Source organism: Amphritea balenae (assembly GCF_003858655.1).
Classification (GTDB): Bacteria; Pseudomonadota; Gammaproteobacteria; order Pseudomonadales; family Balneatricaceae; genus Amphritea; species Amphritea balenae.
This window is the reverse complement of sequence record NZ_RQXV01000002.1, coordinates 266,630-286,278: the sequence shown is the minus strand read 5'-3', so window position 1 is coordinate 286,278 and position 19,649 is coordinate 266,630. Positions and strand designations below refer to the sequence as shown.

Below are 19,649 nucleotides of genomic sequence, written 5' to 3'. Positions count from 1 at the left end.
TTTAAAAGCACTACTTATGATATCAACGCTTAACATCACCATTTAATACTGCCCGGCACGACCGGGCAGTCTCTTTTCTGCGACACTGTGTTTTAAAATCGAGACAATTGTTGCCCGGTTCTTTTATCGGTAAAATGGGGCTCAAATTATATCTACTCAGGTTGTTACATACCTATGGCATCGGTTCGTAAATTTTTTAAGCGCTTTGCTTTTCTCTATGGCGCAGTCTCTATCAGTATGTTTCTGTTTGGCTTTATAACTGCGATCAGAGCAGGCCTGCCCGCTTAAATTCACTCAACTTTTGTCAGTACTAAAGCAAGTACTACAATGAGTACGACGGGAAAGGAATTCCTGTTTATGGCTGAAAACTAAGCATGGATGCATTTAATGAAGACGCCACTTTTTTTACTTTACCCACAACCTTCAGATGACTTCTCCCGTAAAGTATTCTGCCAACGGGTCCATCTGTTTCATAAGCAGAGCCTGCTAAATATACCAATCATGATGCTGGGCACCGGCTGTCTTGCCTGGTTTCAGTTTGTTTCAGAAACGCCAATCGAACATCTTTGGATCTGGATCGCTGCCTTTCTGATTACGACCATAGCCATCATAATCTGTGACCGCCTCTATAGAGAGCTCTGTAGCTTTAAAGAGTTACGCAACTGGATCATCTTACGCTGTTCAATAGGTTTAACTGCCTTCCTGCTATATGGCCTTTCTCCTTTTTTGATACCTGAGACTTCCGACCAGATATATTCCGTAATTCTCTATACCATTTTGCTGTTTATCTGGTTTATGTCGCTATTCAGTATAAATATCATTCCTGAATACTACCTTGCAGCAACACTGGTTCTGCTACCGCCATTAAGCTATTTTATGCTGGCGCAAGAACAATATCTGAACATGATGCTCACCATATTACTTCCACTGGCCATTCTGGTTGCTCTGCCAAAAGCCTTTTTACTCACCAAAACCTCAATCAGTGATATCAGCTACCAACTTTTGCTACAGCAGGAAGTTGAAGATCACCATAAAGCCAAGCAGCAGATCGGTGCCAGTGCGCTATACGATGAATTAACAGGCATCGCTAATAAACGTTTTTTCCTTGAAACTTCACAGATTATGATCGCTAGCACACTTCGCATGCATAAACGCGTCGGTTTGGTGATGCTGGAAATAGATAATGCTGCTCAACTGAGCCTGCAACTCGATTTGAACAATATGCAAAAAACCCTGAAAGTTACCGCTGACAGAATAGCCAGTAGTATTAGGTCATCTGATATTGCTGCACGAATAGATGAATTTCGGTTTGCCATTTTAATCGTCAATCTTGACTCGGAAAATCAGCTCGACATCCTGATTGCTTCCCTGACAAATAAGCTCAGTAATGAACTACCTCTGCGACAGCCCGATACTCATTTAAGCGTTAGTATCGCGTCCTCTATTGCCCCAGATGATGGTCATGACATTAACTGCTTATTTCGTACCACTGAACAGCGTCTGAAACAGATTAGTAAACTACGTAAGCGGCGCAACGGTTAAGCTCAAACAGACAGCCTGAAATATTGATTCAGGTCGCTGCTATTAGCGATTGCTAATCAATACAAAGTATCTAAAATACCGGGCTTAAAAACGGATACTGAGATGTAATTTATGGAAACGCGGAATATTAGAGCAGATCTGATCCTGCTTCTGGTCGCAGCCATCTGGGGCTTTGCTTTTGTTGCCCAACGGCTGGGAATGGATCATCTGGGTCCTTTCGGCTTTAATGGTAGCCGTTTTCTACTGGGTGCCGTTTCGCTACTCCCTTTATTGCTGTTTTTTAAGCCTCGCCCTGGCACCTGCAAGATAGCGCCGATGCTTCGTGGTAGTGTCGCTGCTGGTACATTCTTGTTTCTGGGTGCATCCCTACAACAGGCAGGCCTACTCTATACCTCTGCGGGTAACGCAGGCTTTATTACCGGCCTCTATATCATCATTGTTCCCTTAATTGGTTTATTTCTGGGCCAGATCACACGTCTTAATACCTGGCTAGGCGGACTGCTCGCAGTAACCGGCCTGTATTACCTTAGCGTTGGTGACGATTTCAGTATTAATACCGGAGACTTGTTAGTGCTGGGTAGCGCGTTGTTCTGGGCCGGCCACGTAGTGATTATTGGTAAGCTCGCCAGTGAACTCGACAATCTTCGTCTGGCAATCATTCAGTTCTTCATCTGTGCCCTGCTAAGCCTACTGGTCGCCTTTATATTCGAACAGGACACACTGTCATTAAAGAATGTAGCGCTGGCATGGCAACCTATCGCTTATGCAGGTCTGTTCTCAGTAGGTATCGCTTATACCCTACAAGTTGTTGCCCAACGGGACGCTCCCGCATCACACGCAGCAATCATTATGAGTTTGGAAGCGGTTTTTGCACTACTGGGTGGCTGGTGGCTGTTAGAAGAGGAATTTAGCACCCGATCAATTATCGGCTGCAGTCTGATGTTAGCGGGTATGATTATTTCTCAGTTCAGATTCTCACGTCGACGTCAGCAAAGCCTGGTATAAGCGGGCTAGTCATTAAGCGACAAGCTATCAAAAGCTGACTCTTAAAATAACCAGCCACAAATAAGCTCAGCTTACTGCCAACGAAAAATGCCTGTATCTAATGATACAGGCATTCTTTGCTCAATCTAAACAGAAAACCCTAAGCGTTTAATGAAACTTCTTAAGAAAATCTTCATTAGTGAAAACGAAATCATCCTTCGCTGCTGCAGAGTGGCAGCCGCTACAGAAAGCATTCACTTCTTCTAACTTAGCATCATACCCGGCAGCCCAGGCCCAGTTGCTCGCATCAGGCGTGGCACTGTCTCTGATCTTAACCATTATGGTCAGATCGGTTGGCTTTTGTGCTTTAAACGCCGCCAGATCATCAAACTGTTCCTTAACAATTACGCTTCCTACAGGGTAATTATAGGGAGCTGTACCCTGATTTGTTGCCAGACCAATATCGTTAACATAGACATCACGATAGCCGTCACGACCTTTATGGACACCGCTAACCAAACCTGTCGGATCTCCGGTACTGGTACGATCCTGCGTAATTTTGGTCCAACTTTTAAAATCTGCCCAACGGGCATCAGTATTACCAGAATAATCCAGCGCGGAGGCACAACCAACCACCAGACCACTAATAGAAAGGAACAAACCGGCTTTGATTAAATTACTGGGCTTCATATTATTTTTTCCCTATAGACCGAAAGTACAGCGGTTAAATTCAGGCGTTCCACAAAACTGAGTGCTGAATTGATACAAAAAAATAATCAAATCCTTTCTTAATACGCCAGGACTACCGCACCAAACTGAGACCTTTTAATCTTACTTAAAAGACAGATTAATCTGCTCTGCAAATCAAATGTAATACATGGTAATGAAATTAACCTGAAAACAACTCATTTGTACCCCCAATGTGGGTATAAGCAGTCTGTTTACAAAAAATAAAAGGGGGCGGTTTTTTGCTCACTCCGCATCGGGGATTATCAGCAACAGATCGGTTATTCCTATATCGATACCGGCCTGAGATAGCAGTGTACTTAACTACCCTCTGTGATGAGTCTGGTGATTAAACAGATGTTGAACCAACATACCAAAGGCTTTGGTATACACTTCTCTTTCGTATTTTTATAGTTCGGACTAACAGTCCAAATCCGCTAGAGGCTCTTTAGCAAAGACTCGCACCATTATTCAAGCAATCCTTTGTATCATTCACTTAGCACCCGCTTAAGCAAGCCTGTATCACGGCCATTAAGATCTTTCAGGTTATGTTTCTTCTGAAAATCAGCGACGCCTTGCTTACCCTTTTTCTCAGCCCAACGGACCAATGTTGACCGCTCTCCCTTAGGTTCAAAATAAGGCACAGCAAAGCCGCAGGAGGTTTGTACCATTTCAATATCCAACAGAAAAACCTGTCGGGCACCTTCATAATCAGGAAATAACCCTAGCCACTCACTCCACTCGCTATCCCGCTCATGAATTACCCTTGCGCTACCATACAGACGTAAAATGAGCGGAGTTTTATCAAAAGAACAAAACATGACCGTCATGCGGCTGTTTTCCTGCACATGACTGGCACTTTCATTACCACTGCCGGTCAGGTTGAGCCAGGCAACCCTGGTTTCACTAATGACACGAAAGCTATCCATCCCTTTTGGGGAAACATTAACAAAGCCTTCAGCACCCGCTGTGCCAACAAAATATAGCTGCTGATCATTAATAAAACTGATCAGCTTTTCATCCAGTTGTTTTAATTGTTCACCCATCGCAGTATTCCATATTTATTAGCCTGTATTGGTTTATTTAGCGTTACTGATTCAGCAAGCCGTTTTCAGATCACTATGCCGTAGATAATCAGACCGATAAGTAAAACGATAAGAGGCAGGTACATATATGGTGACAACCTAACCCCCTCTTTCTGACTTAGCCTGACTGGGTCCTTAGCTGCCTGTTCGTATTCCCTAATTAGCGCTATCCCCGTATCGACATCTTTCGCTGCCACCGAGACCGTCGCAAAATTCATTGCGCCTAACTCTCCAACACCTCCCTGTAGGTAGTGACCTCCGGCTTCAGCGTCTATTCCTTCAGCCCGCAACATGCCCACCATGATATGCGCCTCAGTTATATCTGCAGCGCGGTAAATAACCTGCATAACTCATTTCCTAACGATCAGATCAATGAACTCACAATATAGATTCCAAGTAGAAGCAATACGAGAAACAGCACCTTTCGAAACAATTCTTCGGACAATTTCTGACGTATCTTTTTACCCAGCACCATGCCTGCTAATGCGGGCAGCAATCCTGTGAAAGAAAGTAGTAACTGATCCGTATTCAACAGACCTTGCCCACTTAAACTCAATGCCAACGCTAAAGTCGATAGGCTAAACAGCATACCCATTGACTGAATCAGTTGATCCCGGGTTAAACCAAGTGACTGTAGATACAATACACCAGGTACCACGAAAGAGCCGGTCATGCCGGTAAAGGTACCATTTATGGCACCAAGAACAGGACCTATCCAAACAGACTGCTCCTCTGTTATCTGCAACCGCATACCCAACAGGTTTAGTGATGCGTAACATATGAGTAGCAAGCCAAGTAAGCCTGATAATAGTTGTGGCTCAATGACCGTCAATAACTGACCACCTAAGCCAATAAATAGTGTTGCCGGCAGTAAAAACGGCCAGCAACGCTTCAGCACTACCCGGCTATGTCGGCCATCGAAAGCCTGCCAGAGATTTGTACATAACGAAGGAATAATAAGTAAAGCCATGGCATTGTGCAGATCGAGCACTATGGTTAACAGAGCCAGAATGACGGTTGGCAATCCCAAACCGGTAATACCTTTAACGGTGCCCGCCAGAACAAAGGTTGTAGCAATGATGAAAAACGTTAAAGGTTCATACATCCAAAGATTCTATCTCGAGACAGATAATTGAGCGAATTACACCAGCGGCTAACAAGCGCTTACAGCAGCAACAAAACGAATTTACAAACGTCCTGACGCTTTAACTGTGAAATACTGATTCACCAGCGCGACCAGTAACTGTTTAGCCAGCAGATCCATAGTGACAGCCCCCTGATGACGTAACAGATCGTGATGACGAGCACGGCTTTCCAGATACTCCTGCAGACCATGAAAGCGCAAGGCTGAATCAAGGTCTCCAACCCGTTCGGCCTGACAACGATCCAGTATCTCTTCCCGCAGATCAGCAACCACCACCAGATGACGACGGGACAACAACCGTACCGCAGTGACAAGATCATCACTGTCTTCATCCCGGGTATTGGTCACTATAACGATTAATGCCCGACGCCGTTGCAGCGGCATTAACTGACGAGCAGCTTCCAGATAATCCGCCGCTTCAAGGGTCGCTTCAATATCGTAGGTACCGGCGATCATCTGCCGCACCACAGAACCGCCCTTGGCAGGTGGAAACCAGCGTTGCTCACCCCCAAAGGTATGAAAACCCACGGCATCGCCCTGCTCTGCGGCAACATAGGCCAGCAACAACATGGCATTAAGGGCCTGATCAAGATGCCCACCTTCAGCTTCGCTATGGCGCATACGCCGACCGCAATCCAACATAAACAGTATCTGCTGATCCCGCTCATCCTGATACTCCTTAGAGATCAGTTTGTGATAGCGTGATGTTGCCTTCCAGTCGATCTGACGCAGCGAATCACCCGCCCGATACCCCCTTAACTGGTGAAAGTCATTGCCCTCACCCCGGCGCAGGCGATGCTTCACGCCCAACTGACTTAACTGATGATCCGTGGCCAGCAAGGTATACTGACTGATAGCCCGGAAGTTTGGATAGACTTTAACTGTTTGCGGCAAGCTGACAAAACGCTTACGCTGCCACAACCCCAACGGTGAAACTGAAACCAGATCAACACCGTTAAAATGTCCATCCCCCCGGCTATCCGGTCGAACCTTATAAGTTAAGCGGGCACTACGTTCAGCAGGCACTGTTATGTGTTGCGGTAAACCTTCAGTGGCGTATTCCGCTGGGTGATGATCATGCAGTGTTAACCACTGTGGACGCCCCCCTGCGTTGGTTACTTGCAGCTTAACTTCACTCCATACCCCAACCGGTACACTACCACGCAGTTCGCGGCTCACCTCAACCATGGGTTCACGTCGCACTAACAAAATATCAAGCAACGACGCAGCAACAATAACAGCCGCACACAAGTCTCGTAGCAGATAAAGTTCAGGCCACCAGATAGTCAGTAATGACAAACCAAGCAGCACTGCAACAATCCCCAGCGCCCTGATCGACGGGATCATACCCGTGGCGCCTCCACATTACTGAGGATATCTTTCAACACATCATCAGGCTGGTAACCTTCAATCTCAAGATCAGCCGTCAGTTTAATCCGGTGCCGTAAAACGGCCGGGGCTACCGCTTTTATATCATCTGGCGTGACAAAATTACGTCCGGCTAACACCGCATTGGCACGTCCGGCCCTTAACATGGCGATACTTCCCCGCGGACCACTGCCATTTTCGATACCACTCCAGTCTCTGGTCGCCCGGGCTATACGCACAGCATAAGCGATTATCTGTTCATCAACTTCAAGTTGAGCGGTGTATTTCTGCAAACTAATGATCTCTGCCGGCTGTAACACCTCCTCTACAGCAGACACATCCAGTTTGTCACCTACGGCATCCCCGGTTATCTGTTGCACCATCTGCAGTTCTTCGTCGGCATCCGGGTAATCAATAAACACTTTTAACAGAAAGCGATCCAGTTGAGCCTGCGGTAAAGGATATGTACCTTCCTGCTCAATTGGATTTTGGGTCGCCAGTACCAGGAAAGGTAGCTGTAAACTGAACGATTGCCCTTCAATAGTCACCTGCTGCTCCTGCATCACTTCCAGCAACGCTGACTGCGTTTTAGCGGGAGCACGGTTAATCTCATCCGCCAGCAGGAAATTACAGAACACCGGCCCTTTACGAACCCGGAAAGAGTCAGTTTTACGATCAAACATGATATGCCCACTGATATCACTGGGCATCAGGTCCGGGGTAAACTGAACCCGGTTAAATACTCCGCCAACAGCTGCAGCCAGGCTGCGAACCAGTAGGGTTTTGCCCAACCCCGGAACACCCTCGACTAATACATGGCCTCCGGCCAGTAGTGCAATAGTCGTATCCCGAATGACCTGACGCTGACCTATAACGGCGCGGCTAATTTCCTGCTCCAGCTGCCCGACTTTGCGTAGCACTTTTTCCGACAGTTGATTCTGTCCCTGCGTATCGCTCATCCTAACTCCCGCTGTTTTAATCCACTGGCTAACTGCTGCAATACCAGCGTCGCTTTAATAAAATCCTGATCTTTATCTATCGAATGATAAAGGCTGCGTTCTACTGCACTGGCAGTCATACCTGTTTTTTCACCAATCCATTCGCCGCGCTGGGCTTGTGTCATGGGGTTCAAGACCGGATGTCGTCGCCGCCAGGCTTGTTCAAGCGCTTGTCGATTTGACTCAAACATGCCCCGCCCACGATCTATTCGCCAGGCGTAGGAAGCTGTCGCTTCGATATGTTCTAAAAGGTTACGGCGCTGCCTATCCTGTAAAGAAAGGGTCGGACCGGTATAGAGAAATAGTCGCCACCCCATCAGTATCAATAAGAGCAGTAAGCTGATGACGACAAAAGGCATTTTTTGCCACAACAACTCAGGTAAACCAGGCATATCAGGACTATATTGCAACCAGACTCTGGGACTATCAGCAACCATATGGCCGAGTATAAAGGCATGATCCAGCTGGCCTATCCGCTCATTGGAGAACAGATCAAGATCACTCAGCACCGCAACAGCTCCCTGTCCAATCTCAAACCTCAGATAGTGATACTCAGCACCGTTACCGCCTCGCTCTACGGCCCAGCTATCACTATCCTCAAGAAACCGGTCACGACGAAAGCCCGCTGAGATAGATTCAGGTTCACCAAAGAGAGTAAAGCTGACTTGATGGTAGCGCTTTTCAGGGTCAGCTTTCGCTTCATTCTTATCAGCAACAGAGCTTTCAGATGCTGATTCTGCAACACCGGTTTCTACCGCAACAGTCTCATCGGTATCATCATTCTCGATGGATAAAGATTCACGTAAACGCACCCCAAGATCTTGTATAAATGACTCTTTTATATTTTCAGTGTCAGTAAAAACCTGAGGACTAATAATTAAGGTACCACCGGCTTCGACCCAATCATTTAACCGGTAAAGCTGGGTATCGGTCATCTCCGTTTGTAACCTTCGGAGTAACAACGTATCAGTGACCGGCGGCAGATTAGCGGTTTGATCCCGACCAGAATAGGTTTCGGTCGAATAACCCAGTTGTTGCAGGTAGCGTTCAGCCGCCAGCCAGGGGTTACGCCGGGCTTCAGGTGAAATATCGACTAATTCCTGTTTCGTCTGGCGTTCATAGTTAGTAAAAAACCAAACCGTATACCAGGACACTCCCAATAGAAGCAGTGCAGCCAAGGTCCAGAGTAATATTTTGTTAGCCAGGCTCATGACCAAATACCCCCGACCATTGCTGACATAAGACCAGAACCTGTTCCTGTTCTGGCAAGATATGACCATAAGCCATTGCTAACCAACTATGCGTCAGCTGGCTAAAATATTCCGATTCATCGACATCTCGATATTGGCTCACCAATAGCTGACATTCCCCCTCCGTTGCGCTATCAGGTATATCTATAGCCTGTTCAGTAACCAGATATACCAGCGCACCTCGATACAACAAGCTGAGTGCTTCACGATATTCACCTGCCTCAGCTAACTGCTGAGCAATAGCCGCAGGATTATCAGGTAACTGTTCCGGCCTCAGATCAAGACCAAATAACTCAACCGGCGTATTAATGTTGCGTTTTCTAGATCGCTTTAAGCCTGAAAACCATTGCGTATTTCCCATCACCCGGTAAATCAGATAAACCACCAGACTAATGCCGACAATCCAGATCAGAATTTTACCAATACTGGCATAGCCTTCAAAAAAGCCACCAATACGCTTAAACAGCATTTCAAGTAGCTCGATAAACCAGTGATCTTCAGCTTCAGCCTCTTCACTATCCGTCGACCCTACATATTTCCAGTATTGAGTCTCTTCCGTATGGCCAAAATCATCATCAGCCAGTACCTGTTCTATAACAGGCTTCGCCTCTCGCGCGGACAGTTTGCCCGCCGCTTCAGCGATCGGATGAAACACTGCCAAACCCGATAAGGCGATAAATAAAACTGACATCGACAGGAAACGTTTCGATTTACTTGTCTGGCTTTCTCGTACGCGTTCATTGATTTGACGAAAACTGATCTCAATGTCCCAGGCTTCCAGTTCACTTCGGCGATGTAGATAAAGGGCAAAACCTGCGGCCACATAAAAAGGTGCAATCAGCGACATACAAAGTAACCCGCCGGCCAACTGCAGCCACTCGCCGATTCGACCCGGTGCTATGATCAGATCATCAAGACTGATCCAACGCAGGTCTTCAGGTATCAACACAAACAAGGTCGTTATAAATGCCAACTCCAGAATCGTTTCCAGATGGATGCCGACAATGGTCAGCCAGGTTGCCGCATGTTGATTCTTGCCCAGAACACTAATCCGGCTACGGCGTGCCTTACCTTTGAGCTGCTCCAATAGCGCAACCGGCATGGTAAAGGAGCGGGATGGATTAAAGCGACGCAAAGTAAGATTGATAAACAGCTGTGGCCGTATGACAGACCACCATTGGCGGATAACAGTTTTCACCTTCAACTGTTCGCCAAACACAGCCCGACTCAACCAGAACAATAAAGGAGGTTCATACAAAGGTTTAAACCACCAAACCAGTATCATCAACAACCATAGCTGCTCATTGAATAACAGAAACAACAGCACACCTAAAGGTACTGCACTGGTTAACCAGAGCAGCCAGAGAGGTACAAACCAACGCCGGGCCAGCGCAAAGCCCAGATCAATCGCTTCCCAGGCACTACGCCGACGCAAAGATATTTCCAGCTTATCGAGTTCCATCATCCCCCCGACCAGCATAGATAAAATACAGCGTCATCAGCACCCACATCAGAATACCAAACAGGTACTTAATCATGTTTGGCAGATCACTGGCTGACCAGAATGCTTCGATAAACGCCGCGGCCAGGAGCATCAGGCCCGCCCCCATGACTAACGGAACTGCCAATCCTGCCTGCAATCGAATAGCATCCAGACGCCGGTACCGGCCCGGCGCAATGACTCCCCGCCCCAACATCAGCCCCGCTGCACCACAGATAACGATTGCTGTCAGCTCTAATGCAGAATGTCCGCTGACAAATGGCCAGAAGGTTTCATAGTAACCCAGACTACTCAGATAACCTGCTACACCGCCTATTACCAGGCCGTTATAAAACAAGGTAAATACCGTTCCAACACCCGCAAGAATCCCCATCGCAAAGGTCCTGAAACCTATCCCTATGTTATTGAAAATATAAAAACCAAACATAGCAAAATCAGAATCGGCACTACGCTCGATGGTGCGGCCCGGACGGTTATTATCGGGCCGGTACATCTCTTCCATCTTTGCCACTTCAGCATCACTCATAACGCTATAGATCAGGTTATCATCCAGCATACAGAGACTGCCTAGCAGTAAGCCTGGCACCAGAAAAAGCGCAAGGGCGACCCAGAAATAGCTTAAATTACGACGTAAGCTACGGGGAAACTCTACGGCAACAAAAGACAGGAAACGCCAGAACCAACCACCCCGACGAGTATATAGTTGCTGATGCCCTCTGAGCACCAGCCGATGCAATTGCTCTACTAAGAGTGGACTATAGCGCCGGGCCCGGGCTAAAGCATAATGGTTACACACCTGACGGTATAACTGGGGTAAGTTGGTTGGCAGTTCGTCTTTTGAGGCTCTACGAAGGCGAAACTTCTCCAGATCACTCAACTGCTCATCTAACTGATCCCAGATGGACTGATAACGATCTTCAAAGGCCTCTTGTTTCATCCACGCCCCCGGGTCAACCAGGCAGCATAACCCAGTAGTTCCTGCACTGCGGCTGTACCTTGCTTGCCCGTGACATAACTCAGTTGCGTTGCTAACTCTGCCTGCCGCTCAACACTTAACTGAGGGCATCTTTCCGCGAAACGGATAATCTCACTCTGCTCCTCAACTGAAAGTTCCAGAGATGGCCTAACAATCGCAGCGTCAGGCAACTTAATTCGCTCCAGTTCTTTATCCCGATATACCACCAAAGTACCTGCTGCCAGATCGCCGAGACGTTGAAAGTCGCGGCTCATCAAAACAGACAATATGCCAGCAGCATACATAAAGGGGAGAAAATCAGCTGCCCGCAGCAGATTTCGTATCACTGAAGATGAAAATGATACAGGCGTGCCATTATCATGAATGACCACCAAACCCATCGCTTTCTTACCCGGCGTAGCCCCTGAATGAATTTCAAAAATAACCGGATAAAACCACTCGATCAGAAAAAACATGATCAGCATAACGGCGGTACCAACACCACCGAAATAAGTAAAAATAAAAGAGATAACCCCGTAGAGCACAAAGCGAATCAGCATATCGATTGTCCAGGCACAAGCCCGGACAATCAAACCGGCTAAACGCAGTTCAAGCCGAATACCCTCTGGCGTTTCGTGGGTTCGGATAGTATCAGTGCGGGGGACTTTAACAACTGAGTTCATAGGAATTTACAGCATCAGCTGTAAAAGATATCCCTGTATGAGACGTACATTGAAGCAACAAACATCGGCATAACAATCAGTAACCCCAGACCAATAGGAATCATACCAATCATCATCAGGATAGCGCCCAGCAAGCCATAGACTAAAAATGGCAGCATATTCTTGAGACAGGCACTAAAGCTCATTTTCATTGCAGCAATAGCCGACATATCATTCAGCGCCACTAATACTGGCGCAAACCAATACGCCATCAGTAGTGGAATAAAAAATAGCATAGCAATTAAGATAGGGATCATAAGAGCCGACATCATCTCAGGCCCCATTGCCGATGGATCACCTCCGCCAAGCATAAACATTGTACCGCCGGCAAACATCCCGATAGCAACAACAATCACTATGCTACCCACCAGATAGAGAACACCGACTAAGATCAACTGCCCAACATTATTGCTAAAACCACTAAACAGATGGCCGATGCGGAAATCACCACCCTCTTCCTGCTCCCGACAGCCCAGCATATACCCGGCGGCAATCACCGGCGACAATAAGGTAATGGCCAGCGAACCTATCCCAGGAATCAGACTAATGACTACCGAAATGACTATCCAGATAACCATAGTCAGAATCCAGGCCACCGGATTTTGTTTAAAGTGGCCAAACCCCTGAGTCAGCCAACGCCAACTGTGAGATACGGGAACAGAAACCGGGCCGCTTATTTCACCCTCTTCATACTCCTGAGCCAGATCGGCTTCCGGTGCCTGATAGGGATTATCATTAGAGGAAACAGTTTCAGTAACAGGCTGAGGGGTGGCTTCGTATGAAATAGTATGCTGATCAGTTTCCTGCAACGCCAGATACTTTGAAATAATGATACCGCAACCCAGGCAGTTATCATCCTTTAACCGTTTCGAACCACACTTAGGACAGCTCTTAACGTCATTGTTACCATCAGCCTTGTGGTCGCCAGCAGAGTCAGAATCACCTGATTCAGTTGACGAATCATCATCTTCCATCTCAAAAGCAAACGCTTTCGGGGCAGGCGTCAGAGACACCAGGCTGACCTGCATCCCCATTGAGTTCAGAACAGCCTGATATTTTTTCGCTTTAGTTTCATCAAGGCCGCTTTTAATCACCACATCCTTCTGAGACAGAACCAATTTTCGCGCTTTATCAAGCGAGCACTTAAAGCGCTCGGAGAAAAGGTTGATAACCTGTTCCGGATCCCGGTTATCATCTAGCTTACCGGTATATACAACCTTATATAACTCAGACATCTGCGATTTCCCTGTACGCCCAGCTTAATGAGTAAATTTCATTCTAACCGCACCAGAATAATTCACAAGGGTCGTTCAAAAAAAGCTTAAAATTAAAAAAACACTTATGAAATATAAGGTTAGAAATTAATATCTCACGTTTACTAAACCTTCAGTTGACTCATTATTTATCAAAAAATTTGGGGGCAAAAAATATCAAATGCTGCCTATATACTTTGCTAACAATCTGTATCAGCAAAGTATACGATTAAACTCCAGACTATCTGGCAAGCAATCTAGATTCAAAATTCTGCTTAATATTATTCACATCATTATTTGCAAAATACCATTCGATAGTTTCAGCGATCCCTTGCTCCAGACTCATCAAAGGCCTCCAACCTGTCTGGGCCTGTGTATGGCTGTAATCTAAAGCACGGTGAACAACGCCGACAGGCTTATCAAGCTGATGCTTAACTCCCTCAAACGGAGACCACCCGGTTTGCTCAAAAATAATCGATGCGATTCGATTCAAACTGATAAACTCATCCGTTCCCAGATTTACAGCACTTGCATCGTTAATATTCTCTGACGCCAGAATCAACCCATTGACAATATCACTGACATAGGTAAAACCCCGGGTTTGATTTCCATCACCCCAAATATCAAACGGCGACTGTTTAATAAAGGCCTTTGCGACCAAAGCAACCAGGGCATGACTTTCATTCTCACGAGGGCCGTAAACAGTTGAAAGCCTGGCTATTGCAGCTTTCATCCCATGCTGCTTGTAATGAGCTTTAAGGGATAACTCGCCCATAAGCTTAGCCCAGCCGTACTCCTCATCTGCGAAAGCCCCACCTCTTTTCTCAAATGAGACCAGATCCTCTGTCAACAAGAGTTTCTGCTCCTGAATATCTGTTGGGTAGACACAGGCGGAACTGGTAAAGGTTACATGCTCTATCTCTGCCTCAGCAGCCGCTTTAAAAACGATGCTATCTAACGCCATATTGCTACTGCAGTTAGCCGGGTTAGCCGCAATATATCCTCTTCCTCCATGATCGGCAGCCAGATGAAATACCCTGTCGACCCCATTCATCACCTGCTTTGCTATACCCAGATTCAATAGGTCAGCTTCTATAAATTCGATCTTATCAGCCACTGATGTAATATATTCTTTTTTTCCACTAGATAGATTATCGACCACACGGACCTTAGCTCCCAAACTCACCAAATTCTCAGTAAGGTGACTTCCGATAAAGCTTGCTCCACCTGTAATAAGGCATGTTTTATCTGACCAATTCATTTTTTATCCTTAGAAAGTTGCAAATTCATCAGGAGAGATGAATCTTGCTCCGGGTTTCGACTGCACATAGGGAACCTGATAAGCGAAGCAGGTTGACCTAGTCAGAATTGCGACATCACTATTTGCCAATAGATACATATCTATTAAGGCATTTGCTGCAACATTAATCCCTTCTTCCGGGCTACCAAATGCCCCATCAAAATCAACTCCCTGATCAGTTTCCTGGCGCCATATTTCACGAGTCAAAAGCTCAGGTATATATTCTTTCACAGCATTTACTACCTGATCCGAATCTGTAGCGATAAAGACTTTATAACAACTATATTCCTGCTGCTTAGCAATTTTCTTAATTTTTAAAACTAGGTTATCGATAAAAGAATTAAAATCATTGATTGTACGAGAAGAAAAATGATCCCTGACCTTTTCTTCACCATTACCATGCCTTATATGCAACCCAATCACCGGACATTCCTTAAAAAACTTTTCAGAATATTGGTCAACCTGCCGCTGTATCTCTGGCCTTAGTTTTAATTCACTATAAAACCTTTTTAGCTCACCATAGGAACAAAATGGATCATTATGGTTACTCAGGGGACTATACCTATTTGCCACTTCAAGCTGAGAAAATAATAAAGGTAGAAATATCCCTGATCGTATATTATATGCTTCCATTAATATCTGGATAGTATCAGCATTATCAATACCTCTACCATAGCTTGAAATTAAAGCTCCTGACTCATGCTTTTGTTCTATACGTGACATCAACAGGGTATTGGGAAAAACCGTTGTTCTAACAGTATCATCGGCTATTATCTTTACTCCTGAGATTGAATTCGTTTGGATTTCAAAAAGCCTTGAAAATAGATTCATATCAGGATAGTTTCTAAGATATGGGCTATTTCTCCAATCTATTACTAGCGTCCTTCCTGTCTGCTTAGCATATTTCCATACGGGACCTAGAGCTTGTATCATTGCCCCTAACCCTGAATATATACTGCCTACATCTGCCGAAACTATGTACCTTTCATGAGAGGGTTTATCTGAACATAAGAAATAATTGCGATAGTTAAATTGCTCCTCTGCACATGTAAAACTACCATAATTTTTCGACCTATCCTCCAACTCTTTACACTTCCTGGTAATTAACCTCCCCTCAGGCCTTAGTTCTTTAACTAATGACATCAACTTCATCGCCTGAAAGATACTACCACGCCTTTCAAAGAACAAACCAGAATCTCTGATAAGGTCTATATCTTTTTCATTAAGCATATACAATCGCTTAGTATCATTTTTTTTCTTGAAAATATTAAATAACTCTTTCATACCGACTCTTATTCAGACAAATTTAGATAAAAAAACTCACTACACTAGTCATTTAACATACTTTAATATTAGATTCAGGCATAATAAGCGCGTTCATCATTCGCCCTTAGAGCTACTATTTTTCAGAATACTTTACAAATATTCCAACATAGCAATCCGCTGACCTAGTTTTTTATCTGGTCGGCATTATCCAGCACTAGAGAGTTTCCGGTATAGTTATACCTCGTTTAGCAGTAAACCCGGAACCAATCACATCACGTAAAAATAATACTCTTATCATTCAGGTGATCTCAGGTAGCCTAAATTCACACCAGCGTTTAGCCTTCAAAATAGAACATATCCAGATGTTTCTAGCCCAGCCAGATCAGTAAGCGCAACGACAGATACTTTAAAGAAATAATAAAGCGGCACTGGCTGTATACCTTTAACCCTGTTTGAAACACATTTAAGGTAATTCTTAACACTGTCATCACTCATGCTATTAGCTTCCGTACCGCTAGCACTTTCACCCTCATCTTCCATCTCAAAAGCAAACGCTTTCGGGGCAGGCGTCAGAGACACCAGGTTGACCTGCATCCCGAGTGAGTTCAGAACAGCCTGATATTTTTGCGCTTTAGTTTCATCAAGGCCGCTTTTAATCACCACATCCTTCTGAGACAGAACCAATTTTCGCGCTTTATCAAGCGAGCACTTAAAGCGCTCGGAGAAAAGGTTGATAACCTGTTCCGGATCCCGGTTATCATCTAGCTTACCGGTATATACAACCTTATATAACTCAGACATCTGCGATTTCCCTGTACGCCCAGTTTAATGAGTAAATTTCATTCTAACCGCACCAGAATAATTCACAAGGGGTGCCAGAGAAAAGCTTAAAACCAGGAAAAACACTTATTAAATTATGATGTTAGAAAACATTTATTCATTAGAAGCTAAGAACGTAAATACAGGTAAGTAGATATAGATTTCTAAACTCAAAGCTTAAGTTTATTGAGTGGTGGAATTAGCGGTCCTGCAGATCAGTAATAAACTCTTGACCACCGTAGCCATGCACCGAATCATGTGCGCGAAGAATCACAGACTGACTTCCCGATGGCACAGAAACCCCACTGAGACTGCGAGTGAAAGGCTGCTCATTAACATGGGGATGATGCAGAACCCGGGTACCTAGCAGGTTTCCATGAAGATCAAGCACATCCCATTTATCAACATAGTGATCCCAGCCGTCATCAGTATGGCTCACCGTCACGCTGAAGTCATACTGGTTCGGACCGGCTTTGCGCGCTTTCACTTCGATAATATCCGCTTCACCGGCAGATACTGACGAAGCCAGAAGGAGCAGGAGCAGGAGTAAATTAAAGACAACCAAGGGTATTTTCATCATAGATGACACTATAGCCGATTTATCGAAGATATTAGCTGACCACTGTTTATTCGTTGCACAGTGACAGATCGGTAATAGGCGCAACTAGTGACCACTTTTTAGGACGGTTTTAAACAAGCTCTTTATATAAAAGCCTTTAATCACGTGCTTTTATATAGAGCTTTTATTGACAGATATTACCTCAGCATCGGTTAAATAGCGCCACTCTCCAACAGCTACATCTAACGATATATTGCCAATTTTCTCACGTTTTAAAGAGACTACCCGATTTCCAACCGCTGCAAACATTCGCTTAACCTGATGAAACTTACCCTGGGTCAACGTCAGCAGAACCTCTTTTGAGTTAATCACTTCCAACTGTGCAGGTAATGTCAGTTGCGCTTCACCCTGCAAGCGAATTCCCTCAGCAAAGAGACTGACCACTTCTTCTGCGACAGGTCGGGATAAGCCAACCCGATACACTTTGCTGCAATGACCAGCGGGATTGGTGACCCCAAATGACCAACGTCCATCATCTGTTATCAATACTAACCCTGTGGTATCAACATCTAAGCGCCCCACAACATGGAGTTCAGCCTGTTTTTCTACATCTAAACAGTTAAAAAGAGAGGGATAATGTTCATCAATATTTGAACAGATAGTATTGGCAGGTTTGTGAAGCAGAATATAACGAAAGGCGCGTGATTTCAGTGCCTCTCCATGGAGGGTTATCTTGTTATTTTCATGCACCTGAGCCGATTCATTCGTAATAGCTTTACCATTAACGATAATCTCACCGGCCTGAATCAATCGCACCGCTTCATGCTTGGTAAATTCAGTACTTTTACAAACAAATTTATCGAGGCGCATAGGGAAACTTTGACAGGAATACCCGGTGAAATCCGTAAGATCTGAATTAAGAGCTAAAGAACCAAATATATAGCTCTCAATTCTGATAGCTGTTGTTCAGCGGGCTCTAAAGAGCGTCCCGCTGAAAAACCAAAGCTGATGCTTATGTAATCTGCTACTACGCGTTCTTTGCGTATTGTAGAAGATTCATAAAAAACACCAGCAGCGGCACAAATATTATGAATTATTCAGCAGGCTTTTGAGTTCGGTGTCCCGGCTTAACCAGCACTTCCAGATAAAAAGACTCTACTTCATCAGCTTCAGCCTTAGAAATATATTTATTAATATCAGACATGTGAATCACTTCACTGCTTTCTTCATCGAGACCGAAACGACAATCAAAGTCCCAAAAATCAACATCTTTAGGCAGCGCTTTATTGCGCTCTCTTTTAATATATTTCTTCACTTCATGCTTGATAGAGTCAACAAGTCGTGGAGTCTGGATCTTTGGATGAGACAGTTTAAACGTTTTTTTCATTGGGCTTCACATTAAGTGTGACTATTTAGATTCAATAAGCATCGCTAAACGGCATAGTGTGACCGTCTTACTATTCGCCTGTAGCTAAGGTACCACAAGTGAATAGCAGGGCTTATTTATGAGTGGTTTATCGTTTCAGTACTCTTTAATAAAGAGACTTTTAACAAATTAAGACTTATTAGCAATTAAGACTTTTAGCAAATCAGGACTTTTTAGCAAATTTCGTCAGTATAACAATCCGGGTACCGTTTACCCGGCCTTCGATCTGTTCAGCATTGTCTTGAACCAGCGAGATACCTCGCACTGCAGTACCGCGCTTTGCGGTAAACCCTGCACCTTTTACATCCAGATCTTTGATCAGTACAACATTATCGCCAGCTTCCAGTACGACACCATTGCTGTCGCGGTGGATCACTTTTTCAGACTCATCCAGATGTTCGCCTGTTGCCTGAGCCCAAACCATCTGCTCGTCATCCAGGTACATCATATCCAACAGGTCCTGCGGCCAACCTTCCGCCCGCAGACGCGTCAGCATTCGCCATGCCAGTACTTGCACCGCAGGCACCTGGCTCCACATGCTGTCGTTCAGACAGCGCCAGTGATTAGCGTCAGTATTAGTGGGGTTGTCGAGCTGATCTTGACAAGGGCCACAGGCCAGCACTGAGTCATCAACACCGCCTTTACTGTTTGGCGGTACTTCATACAGACTCAGGTTATCAGCAGCACCGCACAGTTCACATTTGTTTTCGCTGCGGGACTGCAAAGCTTGCTCTGTACTCATGATCACTCC

20 protein-coding genes and 1 pseudogene are annotated in these 19,649 nt (G+C 45.2%); 2 read left to right on the top strand and 19 right to left on the bottom strand.

Features of this window, described 5'->3' with window-relative positions; genetic code table 11:
* The first annotated feature begins 387 nt into the window (after window positions 1-387).
* Entirely contained in the window at window positions 388-1,542 is a 1,155-nt protein-coding gene (locus EHS89_RS05550) for a diguanylate cyclase domain-containing protein (protein WP_170167419.1), read from the top strand.
* A gap of 111 nt (window positions 1,543-1,653) precedes the next feature.
* Window positions 1,654-2,547 (top strand): DMT family transporter, encoded by an 894-nt coding sequence (locus EHS89_RS05545; protein WP_124925132.1) that lies wholly within the window; start codon window positions 1,654-1,656, stop codon window positions 2,545-2,547.
* A 147-nt stretch (window positions 2,548-2,694) separates the two neighbouring features.
* Here the strand turns inward: EHS89_RS05545 and EHS89_RS05540 are convergent, their stop codons facing one another.
* The 19 genes and pseudogenes from EHS89_RS05540 to EHS89_RS05450 all read right to left on the bottom strand — a co-directional run bounded on the left by EHS89_RS05540 (window position 2,695) and on the right by EHS89_RS05450 (window position 19,640).
* Window positions 2,695-3,216, bottom strand: a complete 522-nt coding sequence (locus EHS89_RS05540; RefSeq protein ID WP_124925131.1) for a cytochrome P460 family protein — start codon at window positions 3,214-3,216, stop codon at window positions 2,695-2,697.
* Between the two features lie 282 nt (window positions 3,217-3,498).
* A pseudogene (locus EHS89_RS05535) lies at window positions 3,499-3,630 on the bottom strand (DinB family protein); the annotation flags it as partial.
* A gap of 110 nt (window positions 3,631-3,740) precedes the next feature.
* Window positions 3,741-4,298, bottom strand: a complete 558-nt coding sequence (locus EHS89_RS05530) for a pyridoxamine 5'-phosphate oxidase family protein (protein WP_124925130.1) — start codon at window positions 4,296-4,298, stop codon at window positions 3,741-3,743.
* A gap of 65 nt (window positions 4,299-4,363) precedes the next feature.
* Window positions 4,364-4,684 (bottom strand): putative signal transducing protein, encoded by a 321-nt coding sequence (locus tag EHS89_RS05525; RefSeq protein ID WP_124925129.1) that lies wholly within the window; start codon window positions 4,682-4,684, stop codon window positions 4,364-4,366.
* A gap of 17 nt (window positions 4,685-4,701) precedes the next feature.
* On the bottom strand, window positions 4,702-5,442 hold the full coding sequence (locus EHS89_RS05520) for a sulfite exporter TauE/SafE family protein (RefSeq protein ID WP_124925128.1): 741 nt from the start codon (window positions 5,440-5,442) through the stop codon (window positions 4,702-4,704).
* 81 nt (window positions 5,443-5,523) lie between these two features.
* Window positions 5,524-6,828 (bottom strand): DUF58 domain-containing protein, encoded by a 1,305-nt coding sequence (locus tag EHS89_RS05515; RefSeq protein WP_124925127.1) that lies wholly within the window; start codon window positions 6,826-6,828, stop codon window positions 5,524-5,526.
* Window positions 6,825-7,808 (bottom strand): AAA family ATPase, encoded by a 984-nt coding sequence (locus EHS89_RS05510; RefSeq protein WP_124925126.1) that lies wholly within the window; start codon window positions 7,806-7,808, stop codon window positions 6,825-6,827. Before EHS89_RS05510 ends, EHS89_RS05515 begins: the two co-directional genes overlap by 4 nt.
* Entirely contained in the window at window positions 7,805-9,058 is a 1,254-nt protein-coding gene (locus EHS89_RS05505; protein WP_124925125.1) for a DUF4350 domain-containing protein, read from the bottom strand. The genes EHS89_RS05510 and EHS89_RS05505 overlap by 4 nt, the downstream gene beginning before the upstream one ends.
* Window positions 9,045-10,562, bottom strand: coding sequence for a hypothetical protein (locus tag EHS89_RS05500; protein WP_124925124.1), 1,518 nt, complete (start codon window positions 10,560-10,562; stop codon window positions 9,045-9,047). Before EHS89_RS05500 ends, EHS89_RS05505 begins: the two co-directional genes overlap by 14 nt.
* On the bottom strand, window positions 10,546-11,535 hold the full coding sequence (locus tag EHS89_RS05495; protein WP_124925123.1) for a stage II sporulation protein M: 990 nt from the start codon (window positions 11,533-11,535) through the stop codon (window positions 10,546-10,548). The genes EHS89_RS05500 and EHS89_RS05495 overlap by 17 nt, the downstream gene beginning before the upstream one ends.
* Entirely contained in the window at window positions 11,532-12,236 is a 705-nt protein-coding gene (locus tag EHS89_RS05490; RefSeq protein WP_124925122.1) for an RDD family protein, read from the bottom strand. The genes EHS89_RS05495 and EHS89_RS05490 overlap by 4 nt, the downstream gene beginning before the upstream one ends.
* A 14-nt stretch (window positions 12,237-12,250) precedes the next feature.
* Window positions 12,251-13,510 (bottom strand): BPSS1780 family membrane protein, encoded by a 1,260-nt coding sequence (locus EHS89_RS21225; protein ID WP_211340297.1) that lies wholly within the window; start codon window positions 13,508-13,510, stop codon window positions 12,251-12,253.
* Between the two features lie 259 nt (window positions 13,511-13,769).
* Window positions 13,770-14,789, bottom strand: coding sequence for an NAD-dependent epimerase/dehydratase family protein (locus EHS89_RS05480; protein ID WP_124925121.1), 1,020 nt, complete (start codon window positions 14,787-14,789; stop codon window positions 13,770-13,772).
* Between the two features lie 9 nt (window positions 14,790-14,798).
* The gene (locus EHS89_RS05475) at window positions 14,799-16,112 is read right to left on the bottom strand and encodes a nodulation protein NodZ (RefSeq protein ID WP_124925120.1); all 1,314 of its coding nucleotides are present in this window, start codon (window positions 16,110-16,112) and stop codon (window positions 14,799-14,801) included.
* Window positions 16,113-16,436: 324 nt separating this feature from the next.
* The gene (locus tag EHS89_RS05470; RefSeq protein WP_124925119.1) at window positions 16,437-16,895 is read right to left on the bottom strand and encodes a hypothetical protein; all 459 of its coding nucleotides are present in this window, start codon (window positions 16,893-16,895) and stop codon (window positions 16,437-16,439) included.
* A 217-nt stretch (window positions 16,896-17,112) separates the two neighbouring features.
* On the bottom strand, window positions 17,113-17,493 hold the full coding sequence (locus tag EHS89_RS05465; RefSeq protein ID WP_229753641.1) for a hypothetical protein: 381 nt from the start codon (window positions 17,491-17,493) through the stop codon (window positions 17,113-17,115).
* A 150-nt stretch (window positions 17,494-17,643) separates the two neighbouring features.
* Complete coding sequence (locus tag EHS89_RS05460) at window positions 17,644-18,342, bottom strand: pseudouridine synthase (RefSeq protein ID WP_124925118.1); 699 nt, start codon at window positions 18,340-18,342, stop codon at window positions 17,644-17,646.
* A gap of 223 nt (window positions 18,343-18,565) precedes the next feature.
* The gene (locus tag EHS89_RS05455) at window positions 18,566-18,859 is read right to left on the bottom strand and encodes a DUF6172 family protein (protein WP_124925117.1); all 294 of its coding nucleotides are present in this window, start codon (window positions 18,857-18,859) and stop codon (window positions 18,566-18,568) included.
* Between the two features lie 202 nt (window positions 18,860-19,061).
* Entirely contained in the window at window positions 19,062-19,640 is a 579-nt protein-coding gene (locus EHS89_RS05450; protein WP_124925116.1) for a PhnA domain-containing protein, read from the bottom strand.
* Between the last annotated feature and the right edge of the window lie 9 nt (window positions 19,641-19,649).

Coding starts and splice junctions, on each gene's coding strand:
- EHS89_RS05550 (WP_170167419.1), top strand. CDS start 388: ATGAAGACGCCACTTTTTTTACTTTACCCACAACCTTCAGATGACTTC.
- EHS89_RS05545 (WP_124925132.1), top strand. CDS start 1,654: ATGGAAACGCGGAATATTAGAGCAGATCTGATCCTGCTTCTGGTCGCA.
- EHS89_RS05540 (WP_124925131.1), bottom strand. CDS start 3,216: ATGAAGCCCAGTAATTTAATCAAAGCCGGTTTGTTCCTTTCTATTAGT.
- EHS89_RS05530 (WP_124925130.1), bottom strand. CDS start 4,298: ATGGGTGAACAATTAAAACAACTGGATGAAAAGCTGATCAGTTTTATT.
- EHS89_RS05525 (WP_124925129.1), bottom strand. CDS start 4,684: ATGCAGGTTATTTACCGCGCTGCAGATATAACTGAGGCGCATATCATG.
- EHS89_RS05520 (WP_124925128.1), bottom strand. CDS start 5,442: ATGTATGAACCTTTAACGTTTTTCATCATTGCTACAACCTTTGTTCTG.
- EHS89_RS05515 (WP_124925127.1), bottom strand. CDS start 6,828: ATGATCCCGTCGATCAGGGCGCTGGGGATTGTTGCAGTGCTGCTTGGT.
- EHS89_RS05510 (WP_124925126.1), bottom strand. CDS start 7,808: ATGAGCGATACGCAGGGACAGAATCAACTGTCGGAAAAAGTGCTACGC.
- EHS89_RS05505 (WP_124925125.1), bottom strand. CDS start 9,058: ATGAGCCTGGCTAACAAAATATTACTCTGGACCTTGGCTGCACTGCTT.
- EHS89_RS05500 (WP_124925124.1), bottom strand. CDS start 10,562: ATGATGGAACTCGATAAGCTGGAAATATCTTTGCGTCGGCGTAGTGCC.
- EHS89_RS05495 (WP_124925123.1), bottom strand. CDS start 11,535: ATGAAACAAGAGGCCTTTGAAGATCGTTATCAGTCCATCTGGGATCAG.
- EHS89_RS05490 (WP_124925122.1), bottom strand. CDS start 12,236: ATGAACTCAGTTGTTAAAGTCCCCCGCACTGATACTATCCGAACCCAC.
- EHS89_RS21225 (WP_211340297.1), bottom strand. CDS start 13,510: ATGTCTGAGTTATATAAGGTTGTATATACCGGTAAGCTAGATGATAAC.
- EHS89_RS05480 (WP_124925121.1), bottom strand. CDS start 14,789: ATGAATTGGTCAGATAAAACATGCCTTATTACAGGTGGAGCAAGCTTT.
- EHS89_RS05475 (WP_124925120.1), bottom strand. CDS start 16,112: ATGAAAGAGTTATTTAATATTTTCAAGAAAAAAAATGATACTAAGCGA.
- EHS89_RS05470 (WP_124925119.1), bottom strand. CDS start 16,895: ATGTCTGAGTTATATAAGGTTGTATATACCGGTAAGCTAGATGATAAC.
- EHS89_RS05465 (WP_229753641.1), bottom strand. CDS start 17,493: ATGATGAAAATACCCTTGGTTGTCTTTAATTTACTCCTGCTCCTGCTC.
- EHS89_RS05460 (WP_124925118.1), bottom strand. CDS start 18,342: ATGCGCCTCGATAAATTTGTTTGTAAAAGTACTGAATTTACCAAGCAT.
- EHS89_RS05455 (WP_124925117.1), bottom strand. CDS start 18,859: ATGAAAAAAACGTTTAAACTGTCTCATCCAAAGATCCAGACTCCACGA.
- EHS89_RS05450 (WP_124925116.1), bottom strand. CDS start 19,640: ATGAGTACAGAGCAAGCTTTGCAGTCCCGCAGCGAAAACAAATGTGAA.